The organism is Runella salmonicolor (assembly GCF_024158025.1).
GTDB lineage: Bacteria > Bacteroidota > Bacteroidia > Cytophagales > Spirosomataceae > Runella > Runella salmonicolor.
Map to the genome: position 1 here is coordinate 241873 of NZ_JAMZEL010000006.1, position 12515 is coordinate 254387.

General features: G+C 44.6%; 15 protein-coding genes. 11 read left to right on the top strand and 4 right to left on the bottom strand.

Annotated elements, in window-relative coordinates; all coding sequences use genetic code 11:
- Positions 1–90: 90 nt before the first annotated feature.
- Positions 91–1065 carry a ComEA family DNA-binding protein gene (locus NCI00_RS16305; protein ID WP_253529228.1) on the bottom strand — a complete coding sequence of 325 codons (975 nt, stop codon included), beginning with the start codon at positions 1063–1065 and terminating at the stop codon, positions 91–93.
- A 120-nt stretch (positions 1066–1185) separates the two neighbouring features.
- Here NCI00_RS16305 and NCI00_RS16310 point away from each other — a divergent pair, with 120 nt between their 5' ends.
- Positions 1186–2685: a glycine--tRNA ligase gene (locus tag NCI00_RS16310; RefSeq protein WP_166560560.1), complete on the top strand. Its 1500-nt coding sequence runs from the start codon at positions 1186–1188 to the stop codon at positions 2683–2685.
- A 117-nt stretch (positions 2686–2802) separates the two neighbouring features.
- On the opposite strand, the gene NCI00_RS16315 is transcribed toward NCI00_RS16310, so the two are convergent.
- On the bottom strand, positions 2803–3537 hold the full coding sequence (locus NCI00_RS16315) for a hypothetical protein (RefSeq protein ID WP_253529230.1): 735 nt from the start codon (positions 3535–3537) through the stop codon (positions 2803–2805).
- Positions 3534–3872: a PadR family transcriptional regulator gene (locus NCI00_RS16320; RefSeq protein ID WP_253529232.1), complete on the bottom strand. Its 339-nt coding sequence runs from the start codon at positions 3870–3872 to the stop codon at positions 3534–3536. Before NCI00_RS16320 ends, NCI00_RS16315 begins: the two co-directional genes overlap by 4 nt.
- Before the next feature lie 94 nt (positions 3873–3966).
- Here NCI00_RS16320 and NCI00_RS16325 point away from each other — a divergent pair, with 94 nt between their 5' ends.
- The 10 genes from NCI00_RS16325 (at position 3967) to NCI00_RS16370 (ending at position 11985) form a co-directional block, all read left to right on the top strand.
- Positions 3967–4602, top strand: a complete 636-nt coding sequence (locus NCI00_RS16325; protein WP_253529233.1) for a Uma2 family endonuclease — start codon at positions 3967–3969, stop codon at positions 4600–4602.
- Between the two features lie 93 nt (positions 4603–4695).
- A complete protein-coding gene (locus NCI00_RS16330) occupies positions 4696–5850 on the top strand; it encodes an MFS transporter (RefSeq protein WP_253529234.1) in 1155 nt (384 codons plus the stop codon).
- A 108-nt stretch (positions 5851–5958) separates the two neighbouring features.
- Entirely contained in the window at positions 5959–6621 is a 663-nt protein-coding gene (locus NCI00_RS16335; RefSeq protein ID WP_253529235.1) for a heme exporter protein CcmB, read from the top strand.
- Between the two features lie 86 nt (positions 6622–6707).
- Entirely contained in the window at positions 6708–7361 is a 654-nt protein-coding gene (ccsA, locus tag NCI00_RS16340; protein ID WP_166561175.1) for a cytochrome c biogenesis protein, read from the top strand.
- A gap of 22 nt (positions 7362–7383) precedes the next feature.
- Entirely contained in the window at positions 7384–7608 is a 225-nt protein-coding gene (locus NCI00_RS16345) for a CcmD family protein (RefSeq protein WP_114070227.1), read from the top strand.
- Positions 7605–7805 carry a type II toxin-antitoxin system VapB family antitoxin gene (gene vapB / locus NCI00_RS16350; protein ID WP_253529236.1) on the top strand — a complete coding sequence of 67 codons (201 nt, stop codon included), beginning with the start codon at positions 7605–7607 and terminating at the stop codon, positions 7803–7805. Before NCI00_RS16345 ends, vapB begins: the two co-directional genes overlap by 4 nt.
- 7 nt (positions 7806–7812) lie before the next feature.
- A complete protein-coding gene (locus tag NCI00_RS16355; protein ID WP_253529237.1) occupies positions 7813–8193 on the top strand; it encodes a type II toxin-antitoxin system VapC family toxin in 381 nt (126 codons plus the stop codon).
- Between the two features lie 20 nt (positions 8194–8213).
- A complete protein-coding gene (locus NCI00_RS16360; protein ID WP_166561179.1) occupies positions 8214–8648 on the top strand; it encodes a cytochrome c maturation protein CcmE domain-containing protein in 435 nt (144 codons plus the stop codon).
- A gap of 67 nt (positions 8649–8715) precedes the next feature.
- On the top strand, positions 8716–11274 hold the full coding sequence (gene ccsA / locus NCI00_RS16365; protein ID WP_253529239.1) for a cytochrome c biogenesis protein CcsA: 2559 nt from the start codon (positions 8716–8718) through the stop codon (positions 11272–11274).
- A gap of 159 nt (positions 11275–11433) precedes the next feature.
- Positions 11434–11985: a hypothetical protein gene (locus NCI00_RS16370; RefSeq protein ID WP_253529241.1), complete on the top strand. Its 552-nt coding sequence runs from the start codon at positions 11434–11436 to the stop codon at positions 11983–11985.
- A gap of 92 nt (positions 11986–12077) precedes the next feature.
- Here the strand turns inward: NCI00_RS16370 and NCI00_RS16375 are convergent, their stop codons facing one another.
- Entirely contained in the window at positions 12078–12515 is a 438-nt protein-coding gene (locus NCI00_RS16375) for a YybH family protein (RefSeq protein ID WP_166561182.1), read from the bottom strand.

Genomic DNA, 12515 nt, shown 5'->3' on the forward strand with positions numbered 1-12515 from the left:
GTAGGAATTAACTCCTGAAAATATACTCACGCTGAGATGCGGAGCCACCTAGAAAAACGGTGCTGCTCTGCATCTCAGCGTGGTTTTTTGTTAAAACGCTAGATAAGGCGCTATCTTATTGACCAGCTTTTCGTCCAAAATCTTGATATTCAGCAAATCTTGCGGTGTTTTGTAAGCCCCATGCTGCTCACGGTATCGCACGATGATTTCAGATTGACGTCTGGAAAGGTAGGGGTGCCGGTCCAATTCTTCTGGCGAAGCAGTATTGATGCTGATTTTTTGTACAGAACTACGTACTTGCGCAAAACGATTTAACTCACTCAGAGCCAACGAATCCAGCCCGAAAACTTCGGTGTACTGTGTCGTAGAAGCAAAGCCGCCCAAGCCATCCCGAAATTTCACAATCCTAGCGGCGAGTTTGCTCCCAATTCCTTTCAAACGAATCAACTGACTTGTATCGGCCGTATTTATGTCGAAAGTCGTCAATGCAGGTTTTGTAAACGCAGGTTTAGGAGCCGCAAGGGGAAAAGATGGTTCCGCTGCTGGGGAATTTGAGGTAGCAGCAAATGGTTTTTTTTCGGGAATATTGATATAGGGTTCGAGACGTTCGTACAAAGCAGGAGCCAAGCCGTAAATTTTCTGTAAATCTTCTTTTTTTCGAAATTGCCCGCCTTTGGTGCGGTATTTTATAATCCTTTCGGCAATGAATTTTGGCATCCCTAACTCTTCAAATTGCGTAGCAGAAGCGGTATTAGGGTCAAAATAAAACAACGACAGCGGCTGTTCTGGGTTTTCTTCTATTTCTTTTGTGGAATATTCAGCGCGATTTGACTTTGTATAATAGGGTTTTTCGGGTTGTATCTTTTCTAAAATAGCCAGCAAACTGTCGGCTTTTCGGCTATCAGTTTCGGGAATGACGGTCGATTCTTCGGACGTAAAACGGTCGTAGGTCAACGGCCCAAACCAACACAAAACCATCATAACCGCAACCACCAAAAATCCCCGCGCCTGACTGCGTGAAAGGCCAAATTCATCGCGAATTAAGTAGAGAAGGCGTTTTAGCATAGAGAATTAGAAGCTTGTCTAGCGGCTTTTTGACTTACATTGCATCATTACGTCACAAATTCCCTAATTTTGCGCGCTTATATCATCTTGAACAATAGATAACAAACGAATAACGTACCCATGAGTCAAGCACCGGCTACTTCTTTACAGGACATTGTGGCGCACGCCAAAGAATACGGATTTGTATTTCCTTCTTCTGAGATTTACGACGGTCTACAAGCAGTTTATGACTACGGTCAAAACGGCGTAGAACTGAAAAATAACCTCAAAAATATCTGGTGGAAAGCCATGACCCAGCTCAACGACAACCGCAGCGGCGGACCAATCGTGGGCATCGACGCGGCGATTTTCATGCACCCGCTTACGTGGAAAGCCTCTGGACACGTAGACGGCTTCAACGACCCGATGATCGACAACAAAGATTCCAAAAAACGCTATCGTGCCGACCAATTGCTCGAAGGCAAAGCGGAGCAATATGCGGCCGACGGACAACCCGAAAAAGCGCAGGCGCTGTTGAATGAAATGGGCCGTTTGTTGGGCGATAACGACCTTGAGGCCGTTCGTGAACTCATCATTGCCGAAGGCATCAAGTGCCCGATTTCGGGTACTACCAACTGGACCGAAGTGCGTCAGTTCAACCTGATGTTCAGCACGCAGGTAGGCTCCGTGGCCGAAGATTCAAACTTGATTTATCTGCGTCCTGAAACGGCGCAGGGAATTTTTGTAAACTTCCTGAACGTACAAAAATCAGGTCGGATGAAGATTCCGTTTGGCATTGCCCAAATCGGAAAAGCCTTTCGGAATGAGATTGTTGCGCGGCAGTTTACGTTTCGGATGCGGGAGTTTGAACAAATGGAAATGCAGTTTTTTGTGCGCCCTGGTACTGAAATGGAATGGTATGAAAAATGGCGCGATACCCGTTTGAAATTTCATCAAGCCGTGGGACTTCCTGCCGAAAAATTGAAATTCCACATTCACGAAAAACTCGCCCACTACGCCAACGCCGCCGTGGATATTGAGTATCAGTTCCCGTTTGGTTTCCGCGAGATTGAAGGGATTCACTCACGCACGGATTTTGACCTGAAAAACCACCAAGAACTGTCCAAAAAGAAACAACAGTATTTTGATAACGACCTCGACGAAAATGGTAAGCCTTTCGGAAACTACATCCCGTACGTGGTTGAAACGTCGGTAGGAGCTGACCGTCTGTTTTTGGCGGTATTCTGCAATGCCTTTACCAAAGAAACGGTAGGAGAGGGCGATGCCCAAAAAGAGCGTACAGTGCTGAAACTGCATCCGGCGCTGGCTCCTTTCAAAGCGGCGATTTTTCCGTTGGTGAAAAAAGACGGTCTGCCCGAAAAAGCCGAAGAAATCGTCAAAGCACTCCGGGGCGAGTTCCGCGTGTTTTACGAAGAGCGCGATGCCATCGGTAAGCGCTATACCCGTCAGGACCTCATCGGTACGCCTTTCTGCATTGCGGTCGATTATCAGACCTTGGAAGACGATACTGTCACCATCCGCCACCGCGACAGCATGGAGCAGGAGCGCGTGCACATTAGCGAGTTGAAAGCCAAGATCGGCTATGCCGTGTCGGAGCAGCGGATATTGGAATTGATTTAAAGTATAAAAGTTCTTTAACCACAAAGAACACGAAGAATAACGCAAAGGACACAAAGCATTGTGAACTTAGCGGCCCGCCGCAGCGGTGTCTTCTTTGGGTTCTTTGTGGTTGTTTTTTTACGCCATAGTTACTTTAAACCGCTCGCGGTAGAGTTGGTAAAAGCTGAGGGAATAGGCGATGTAAAAGCACAGTAAAAAGGCTATAATGAAGAGTGGGCCTTCTTTGAAAACGTTGTAATCAAAAAAAGCACGAGGCAAGTTCAGCATAATGTTAACTAAGGCAAACAAGAACCCAAGCCGTGTATAGATGGCATTGCATTTGAGTGAGTTAACGAACTTTTGCTTTCCAAATCCATATCCCCAAATTTGCTTGGCTATTTGAGGCAGTACTATTAAAAGGGGAAAGAAAACACATGCTGAAATGACCCAGATAAAAAATGTACGTGGCACCAAATAGGCAAATTGAAACGTAAGTAATCCTACCAAAAGCGTGGTGACAATCGTAGGCCAGCGAAAATAACTTTTTATTATTTCCCAATGTCTTTTAGTAATTTCTTTGTTAAGCTTTTCTTCGTATTCGGATTGAAGTCTTGCCAATCCAAAATTGGCTTTCTGAACTGTTGTGAATTTTCGGGAATCATAATAGCTCAAAGACCCCAAATGTAATTTGTAGTTTACAAATTCGGAATGCACCTCCCCAAACGCTTCTCCAAACGTCTGCCCTTGTTCTACACGATCTTCGATAGCCAAAATATAATGGTCCAACAGTTCTTCGTACAGGTCTTGGTATTTGATGCCGCCTGCGATGATTTCCTTGCTTATTAGGTCAAGCTGTTCGGTTGTTAGCTTCATCCGATTGAAGGTTTTAGGTGTAAGATTTTTTGAAGGTTAGACACAAAATCGGTCAATTCCGACACGGCACTTTGGGCCTGTTGGTGGCCGTTTTCGGTGAGTTTATAATATTTTCGGTTACGACCGTCTACCAACGCATTTTCGGTGGTCAATACGCCTTCGGCTTCCAGTTTATGCAGGGTAGGGTAAAGGGCCCCCTCGGTGAGTTGGAGTTCTCCCGCTGTGATTTCTCGCACTCGTTGCGTGATTTCGTAGCCGTACATACGCTTGTTGTCCTGCAATAATTGCAGTACGATGGCACTCAGGCAGCCTTTGAGGTAGGTTTGTTGTTGCATGCCGCAAATATACATGAGATTTCTATATACCAAATTTTCTTAGGTATAAAATTTTTAACTTTTTCTGTATTTTTGTACTGTTAACTTCAGGCAAATGACGGCATTACCCAAAAAATACTATACCCCCGAAGAATACCTGGAACTGGAGGAGCAAGCCGCCTACAAAAGCGAGTACTTCAACGGACATATCTACCCGATGGGTGATTTTGAAGGAGATACCCCCGAAGCCATGGCAGGTGGCAAACCGGCACATAATGCCATCCGGGAGAATCTTTCGGGAGAACTGCACGCTCATTTTAAGAAAAGAAAAGGTTGCCGTTCGTTTTCAAGTGATCAACGGGTGTTTATCCCTTCCAATGGATTGTATACGTACCCTGATTTAGTGGTGGTTTGCGGAAAACCAGAGTTTTCAGACGTTCAAACCAACAGTTTGACCAACCCTGTATTGATTGTCGAAGTGCTGGCACAAAGTACCGCTAACTACGACAGGGGCGAAAAATTTGAACTTTTCCGTGATATTCCAACGTTTAGAGAATATCTTTTGATCGATTCCCGCCGAGTTTGGGCGGAGTTGTGGCGAAAAAGCAACGAGGGAATTTGGTCATTGGTATTTGAAGGAAAATCATTGGAATCATTACTCTGTTTAGAAACCATCGGGATGGAACTGCCGCTGTCAGACCTGTACGTCAACACGGAAGATTTGCCCGAAACTGTTTTCGAAATAAGATAAACAATCATTAATAAAACATGAGAAAGGACTGAAAGATACCCCAAAAGCGTCTTTCAGTCCTTTCTTTTTTCATTCTCCACCGTTATTTTCGTTATGTACAACCTTCAGTTTTGGCTTCTTTGCATCAGTAACTTTCTGTTTTCGGCAAGTTTTCAGATGATGATTCCTGAATTGCCCGATTACCTGACTGCCATGGGCGGCAAGGAGCACATTGGTCTTATCATTGCACTTTTTACACTCACTGCTGGCCTGTCGCGGCCTTTCAGTGGCAAACTCACCGACACCGTCGGGCGGGTACCAGTGATGGCCTTTGGGTCGCTGGTGTGTTGCGTGTGTAGTTTGTTTTATCCCTTTGTGCATGTAGTATGGGGTTTTCTGTTGTTGCGGTTTTTACACGGTTTTTCAACGGGAACTAAACCTACGGCGACGGCGGCCTACGTGGCCGACATTATTCCCGAAAATCGCCGGGGCGAAGCAGCTGGAATGCTGGGAATTTTTACGGCTACGGGGATGTCCATCGGCCCCTCCATCGGTAGTTATCTGACGTTGTGGTTTGGCATCAATCCTATGTTTTACGTAGCGTCGGCGTTTGCGCTGATTTCAATTCTGATATTGGTCAACATGAAAGAGACGCTTGTTGACAAACAGCCGTTTAGTTTGAAGCTGTTTAAAATTTCTCGTCGCGATATTTTTGAGCCGAGGGTATTGAGTGTGTTTATCGTGATGTTTTGTGTTTCGTTTTCGTCGGGGGTTATTTTAACCCTCGTGCCCGATATGAGCAAAACCTTGGGCGTAGCCAACAAAGGACTGTTTTTTACCGTCTATACGGTGGCGTCTTTGTTGATTCGGGTGTTTGCGAGCAAGTCGTCCGACATTCACGGGCGAGTGCCCGTCCTGATTATCTCTACTGTAATTTTAGCGATTGGCATGACCATTTTGGGTTTGACCCAATCGCCGTTGGGTTTTTGGGCCGCCGCAATTCTTTTCGGCTTTTCGTGGGGATTGAATACGCCAACGCTGACTGCTTGGGCCATTGATTTGAGCCATCCAGATTATAGAGGTCGTGCCCTTGCTACAATGTACATTGCGTTGGAAGCGGGTATTGGTGTAGGGGCTTGGTGGTCAGGCTGGTGGTACCAAGGAGATGTGCATAATATGCCCTTTGCTTTTTTTATTTCGGCGGTCTTGGCGGTGGTCTCATTGGGATATTTACTTTGGTGGAAACGTACGAAACAGGTACTGGCCTGATAAAAATTAAAAACTAATGACTTCCCTCAGTACAACGCGTTGGTTTGTGTCGTAATTTTGACGCGCCAACGACCTATCACTATGATAGTGACGTTGTAACTAACACCAATGCAAGAACTTCGCACCCTGATTGGAAAGGAAATTACGCTGGAATGGCGGCAACGCTATGCCCTCAACGGCATGTTGCTGTACATTGTAAGCACTGTTTTTGTGTGTTATTTGAGCTTTCGGCTCAAATCCAATCAACTCAATCCGCTCACTTGGAATACGCTTTTCTGGATTATTGTGCTTTTTACGGCGGTGAGTGCTATTTCTAAAAGCTTTACGCAGGAGCGCGCGGGTCGATTGCTCTATTACTACACGCTGGCGAGCCCACGGGGCATTATTCTTTCCAAAATCCTGTACAATTCGGGGCTTATGATTGTTTTATCGTTGGCGGGTTTTGGATTTTATGCGTTTGTAATGGGAAATCCAGTAGGAGATATACCGATGTATCTGCTTACCATTGTATTGGCAGGTATTGGGTTTGCCTCTACGCTTACGATGGTAGCGGGCATTGCGTCGAAGGCAGAAAACAATGCCGCGTTGATGTCCATTCTGAGTTTTCCTGCCATTATCCCAATGTTGTTGATGGTCATGAAATTAGCCAAAAATGCCCTTGAAGGCTTAGACCGGAGTGTCAGCAGCGAAGAAATCGTGGTATTGTTAGCATTGGATGCGATTGTAGTCAGTTTGTCATTAATTTTGTTTCCGTATTTGTGGAGAAGTTAATTATGACGGCTGTTTTAAGAACTTTTAAAATAATAAAAACAGAAGGAATGCTGATGTTAAAACATCGTTCATTCAGCGCATAAACTATGAAAAATAACTGGTGGAAAGTACTGGCCGTTGTTTTGTTGACGTACGGGTTTTATTTTGGCTTGATGGGCGAGGTACCTCGTCGCAATATTTTGAACGAAAGTATTCGAAACGTGTACTTTCACGTCTCTCTGTGGTTTGCAACGACGCTGTTTTTGCTTACCTCGGCTATTTATTCTATTCGTTACCTGCGTTCAAATAACCTGACCGATGATATTAAAGCCGTAGAATTTACCAACGTTGCGTTGCTTTTTGGCGCACTCGGTTGTGCTACGGGTTCGCTTTGGGCACGCGTAACTTGGGGAGACTGGTGGCCCAACGACCCCAAACTAAACAGTGTGGCCATCAGTATGTTGATGTATTTTGCATATACCGTGCTGAGAAGCTCGCTGGAAGATGAGCAAAAAAAAGCCCGAATTTCGGCCGTATACAACATTTTTGCCTTTGCGGTTTTTATTCCGCTGATTTACATCCTACCCCGTATGACCGATTCGCTCCACCCGGGCAACGGCGGTAATCCAGCCTTTGGCGAATACGACATGGACAATCAAATGCGACGGGTATTTTATCCCATCATTATTGGTTGGATGTTGCTCGGAACTTGGATTGCTACGCTGCGCATTCGGGTACGGGCGTTGACTTCAAATGATTAACCATTCACAACTTGATAAACCGATGAGAACTATATTTTATTTTTTTCTTTTTACACTGGTTACGAATGTAAACCTCTTTGCCCAACAATCTGTTGTTGAGGAAGTAGCGATGGCCGACCAAATGCGGGCCGACGGCAAGATTTGGGTCGTTGTAGCGGTAATTTCGGTGATTTTTGCAGGAATTATTGCGTTTCTGGTGAATATAGACAGGAAAGTGTCGAAGCTTGAAAAACAATTGAAGAAATGAGCATCTTAGACTTAGTAGCAAAAATCGAAAAGCTGCCACCAGAAAAGCAGGCTGAAGTAGAGGATTTTGTGGAGTTTTTATTAAAAAAAGAACCCCCGATAACGCGGAAGAAACCGAAATTTGGAAGTGGGAAAGGAATGGTAATTATGAAGCCTAATTTCGACGATCCAATTGATGATTTTAAAGAATATATGTAGTTGATTTATGCCGTTTTTATTGGATACTCATGTTTTAATATGGTTTGTAGAGGGGGATAATAACCTTCCTAAATCGGTTAGAGAAGCTATCGAAACATCGAATCAAAACTTTGTAAGCATGGCAAGTTTTTGGGAAATGGCTATTAAAGTCAGCTTGGGGAACTTAGAACTGACGACATCTTTTGTTAAATATTTTGAAACAGTAATTAGTGAAGGATTTATCATTCTTCCAGTTGATTTCATTCATACTGTAAAACTCTCAGAACTTCCATTTCACCACCGCGACCCATTCGACCGCACTTTAATCGCACAGGCTTTAAGTGAACAATTAACCGTTATTACAAAAGAAAAACTTTTTGAAGAGTATGGCGTAACACGCCTTTGGTAGAATCAAAAATCAGTACAACAATGAAAAAAATACACATTTTCGGATTAATCGTCATTGCCATTGCCATCGGAATCATCGTGTCCACCTATGGCAGTGCAAGTACATACTCAAACTTCACGGAAGCTGAAGAACTGGCTAAGGAAGGAGAAACCTCGGAGGTGCACGTGGTGGGGAAATTGACCAAAGATGCCAACGGGCAAATCGTGGGCATGAAATACGACCCCGTCATGGATGCCAATCGCTTTGAATTTATGCTGGTCGATACCAACAAAATTGTTAAAAAAGTCGTTTATCTGAGTCCTAAACCGCAGGATTTTGATAAATCGGAGCAGGTAGTGGTGATTGGACGGATGCAGAAAGATTATTTTGAATGCAATAAGATTCTGATGAAATGTCCTTCAAAATACACCAACGAAGCGCCTGATTTTAAGGAAGCTACGGCGGAGAAAATATAATTCATAGACAAAAAATGACGGCGGTTGAGATATACCGACTGGCATTTTTTGTCCAACAACCCAACTCATGACTCTCGGAAATTTAGGACACCTTCTCGTAATTTTTTCCTTCGTAACGTCGTTGGTCGCTACGTATGCGTATTTACGAGCCACTCTTTTATCGACTGATAACCTACAGGTAGAAACCTGGAAGCGCTTCGCTAGAGGTGCTTTTTATATTCACGCAGCGGCCGTTATCGGTGTGTGTGCCACGCTGTATGTCATTATTTACGGCCATCATTTTGAATACCACTATGCGTGGAGCCACTCATCTAGGGCGCTTCCGTGGTATTATATGCTGTCTTGCTTTTGGGAAGGACAGGAAGGCAGCTTTATGCTCTGGATGTTTTGGCAAGCAGTTTTGGGCGTGATTCTGATTCGCACCAATAAGCTTTGGGAAGCGCCCATGATGACGGTTTATGCGTTGGTACAGGCTTTTTTAACTTCTATGATTCTGGGTGTTATCATTCCAGGATTGGATTTTAAAATAGGGAGTACGCCCTTCTTGACCATTGCCGAAGCCAACCCTGGCGCTCCGTTTTTACAACTCAATCCTGATTTTGTGCCAAAAGACGGAAACGGCCTCAATCCGTTGCTGCAAAACTATTGGATGGTAATTCACCCACCTACTTTGTTTTTGGGCTTTGCCCTCACCTTGGTGCCTTTTGCGTATCTGATGGCGGGCCTTTGGCGTAAGCAAGTGGTGGAATGGTTGCGGCCTGCCTTGCCTTGGACGTTGCTGACGGGTGTTATTCTTGGGGTCGGTATTTTGATGGGCGGCTATTGGGCCTACGAGACGCTGAGCTTCAATAGCTATTGGAGTTGGGACCCCGTTGAAAATGCCGTTTACGTGCCTTGGCTCATCGTGATTGCGGCCTTACATACGATGATTATTGCTAAGAAAAACGCTACCGCACTCAAGACCTCGGTCATTCTGATTATTGCGCAGTTTATTCTGATTCTTTATTCTACTTTCCTCACGCGTAGCGGGATTTTGGGCAATGCCTCCGTTCACTCGTTTACTGATTTGGGGCTTTCGGGGCAGTTACTACTGTATCTGTTTGCCTTTATTATTGTAGCAACTATATTGACCGTTCGGGTGTGGAAACTCATGCCTTCCGACAAAGACGAAGTATCAACTTACTCGCGTGAATTTTGGCTTTTTATGGGGGCTACGGTGCTGTGTTTGGCGAGTTTTCAGGTCATTATTCCGACTTCTATTCCCGTTTGGAACAGCATTGTGCAGGCTTTTGGCGGAGTTTCTAAATTGGCTCCTCCCACGGATGCTATCTCGTATTATACCAAGTTTCAGCTTTGGTTTTTTGCCGTGATTACCATCCTGTCGGGTATTGGCCAGTATTTTTGGTGGAAGCGGGTGCAGAAAGGAAAAATGCAAGACTTGCTTACTCCTGTATGGATTTCGCTGTTTATCAGTGCTTTGTTGATTACATTTGGAGGTATCAATAAGCTGCCTTATATCGCTTTGTTAACGGCGGCGGTGTTTGCTTTGGTCTCCAACATTACCATCATTATTGGTGTTTTACGCGGTAGTTATCGCGTATCGGGCGGGTCTATCACCCACATTGGAGTGGCGTTGATGCTGATTGGTATTTTGTGGTCATCGGGCTATCAGAAAGTGGTGTCGCTGAATGCGTCGGGCTTATTGATTTCAAAAGATGATTATTTTACGAAGGAGGATAACAAAGAAAATAAAGAAAATGTCCTCTTGTGGCTTGGCCAACCGACGCGTATGGGCGATTATTTGCTGACTTATCGTGGGCCTCGCATCGAAATCCGTGATGTGCCTGAGTTTGTTCCTAATACTTGGGTAGATGTAATTGAAGGTGATTTCCACGCGGTTTGTTTGCGTGACATTACCATCGGCGAAAAAACCTACCACAAAAAAGGCGACACAGTGGCGGTTTACGCCGAAAACGCGCATTACGAAGTTGAATACCGCGAGCCCAACGGCCGTATTGCAACGTTGTATCCACGGGTGCAGTTCAACGAAAAAATGGGATTAGTGACATCGCCCGATATTAAACGCGAGCTTAATAAAGACCTGTATTCGTACGTAACGGTAGGAAGTGACCCCAAGAAAGCAGAAGAGTGGTCGCCCACTGAAAACTTCCGCGTAGCGATGCAGGATACCTTCTTTGTCAACGATTTTGTGGCTGTACTCGAAAGCGTAGGCCGTACCGATAAGGTAGAAGGAATAGCGCTTACGCCCAACGACGTGGCAGTAAAAGCGCAAATTAAGATATTGGATAAAGAGCGTGAATACTATATTACGCCAACTTTTGCCATTAATCAAGAGCGTATGGTGATGCGCAAGCCCGAGGTAAATGAAGATTTGGGTTTACGTGTTCAATTTATGGAGATTGACCCCAAAACGGGCACGTTCAGTTTTGCCGTCAACTCCAAACAACGCGACTATATTGTGATGAAAGCCGTCGAAAAACCGCTTATCAATGTGTTATGGATTGGAACCATTGTCTTGGTCATCGGTTTTATGATGTCGACTATTCGGCGGTTTCGAGAGTTTCGCCTGGTGAGAGATAAGGGCGTGGAATTGGAGAAAGTTTAACCAAAACATAAATAAAATTAAAAAAAGCGGCTTTTTGGCCGCTTTTTTGATAGTAGTTAATTATTAATTAAAAATAGTTAATCTCAAACTTTCGTTAAGCTCTGCAAATCATCGGGTTTAGTGCATAAAAAGTCACAAATAGCCTCAATTTCAGTACTATTGGTTGCGATTTCCGCACTGGTGGGATTTTCACGTTTTAACGAAACCGATATTCCCGCTTTCGACAGTTTTAAGAAAACCATTGCCTTCCAAAAGCATCAATTCGACATCAGTACCACTGAATCTGGGGCCATCAGGGAATTGGTCATTAAAGTAAGCCGCGACGACAAGCAGTTGATTCTTATCCGACAAAAAACGGACGGATGGGTGGTCAATGCCGAAGCGGCTGATTTGAATCGTAACGGTTCTCCTGAGGTATACGTTTATTCCAGTACTTACGGGAGTGGCTCATTTGGAAAGATTTACGCCTTTGAGTTTCTTCCTACGTCGTTTGATGCTATTCGTATTGAGCCCTTTTTGCCGATGTTGGCCGAAGGCTACATGGGGCATGATTCGTTTAAAATTGAAAACGGACAATTGGTGCGCGAATTTCCCATTTACCGCGCTGGCGATACCAACGCCCGCCCCACGGGAGGTACGCGCAAAATTTGGTATGAATTGCGGGAAATTGAGAAAAAACTGGTGCTGAAAGCGGTGGAATATGAAGATTGAAAGGGGAATAATAAACCGAAAACTGGTAAACCGAAAAATGTAAAAGGGTTGAATTTTGCCCAATGCAGTTGATTCAGGAGTCTTTATGCGCCTTAAGACGTATGGTCGCTTACAATCAGCCATTTTCCTGCGATTTTCCTGAAAACGAGTGTATAATGTCCTCCAATATCTCCTTTCTCTGGGCGGGTAAGGTGCCATTTACCGATGACAAAATAGGCGTTTTTATCCAGCGCATTCAACCGTAAGATAGTGAATTTTAGGGTGCCCATGGTGGCGCGATCGGGGTAGCGTACTTTGTAATTTTCTAGGGTGTTTTTCCATCCGTAAGTAGGGCCTTTTGCGCCGATAAACGCCAGGGAGTCTGATTTCCAATAGCCTTCCATGAATGAATTAACATCGCCCGCGTTCCAGTCGGCTTCTTGCTTTTGGAGAATTTTTAAAATCGCTTTTTCGTCGGCGTTTTGTTGGGAAAAACCAGTGATTCCCGTAAATAAACAGACGGTAATTAAAAACAATACGAAGATTTTCAT

Coding starts and splice junctions, on each gene's coding strand:
- NCI00_RS16305 (WP_253529228.1), bottom strand. CDS start 1,065: ATGCTAAAACGCCTTCTCTACTTAATTCGCGATGAATTTGGCCTTTCA.
- NCI00_RS16310 (WP_166560560.1), top strand. CDS start 1,186: ATGAGTCAAGCACCGGCTACTTCTTTACAGGACATTGTGGCGCACGCC.
- NCI00_RS16315 (WP_253529230.1), bottom strand. CDS start 3,537: ATGAAGCTAACAACCGAACAGCTTGACCTAATAAGCAAGGAAATCATC.
- NCI00_RS16320 (WP_253529232.1), bottom strand. CDS start 3,872: ATGCAACAACAAACCTACCTCAAAGGCTGCCTGAGTGCCATCGTACTG.
- NCI00_RS16325 (WP_253529233.1), top strand. CDS start 3,967: ATGACGGCATTACCCAAAAAATACTATACCCCCGAAGAATACCTGGAA.
- NCI00_RS16330 (WP_253529234.1), top strand. CDS start 4,696: ATGTACAACCTTCAGTTTTGGCTTCTTTGCATCAGTAACTTTCTGTTT.
- NCI00_RS16335 (WP_253529235.1), top strand. CDS start 5,959: ATGCAAGAACTTCGCACCCTGATTGGAAAGGAAATTACGCTGGAATGG.
- ccsA (WP_166561175.1), top strand. CDS start 6,708: ATGAAAAATAACTGGTGGAAAGTACTGGCCGTTGTTTTGTTGACGTAC.
- NCI00_RS16345 (WP_114070227.1), top strand. CDS start 7,384: ATGAGAACTATATTTTATTTTTTTCTTTTTACACTGGTTACGAATGTA.
- vapB (WP_253529236.1), top strand. CDS start 7,605: ATGAGCATCTTAGACTTAGTAGCAAAAATCGAAAAGCTGCCACCAGAA.
- NCI00_RS16355 (WP_253529237.1), top strand. CDS start 7,813: ATGCCGTTTTTATTGGATACTCATGTTTTAATATGGTTTGTAGAGGGG.
- NCI00_RS16360 (WP_166561179.1), top strand. CDS start 8,214: ATGAAAAAAATACACATTTTCGGATTAATCGTCATTGCCATTGCCATC.
- ccsA (WP_253529239.1), top strand. CDS start 8,716: ATGACTCTCGGAAATTTAGGACACCTTCTCGTAATTTTTTCCTTCGTA.
- NCI00_RS16375 (WP_166561182.1), bottom strand. CDS start 12,515: ATGAAAATCTTCGTATTGTTTTTAATTACCGTCTGTTTATTTACGGGA.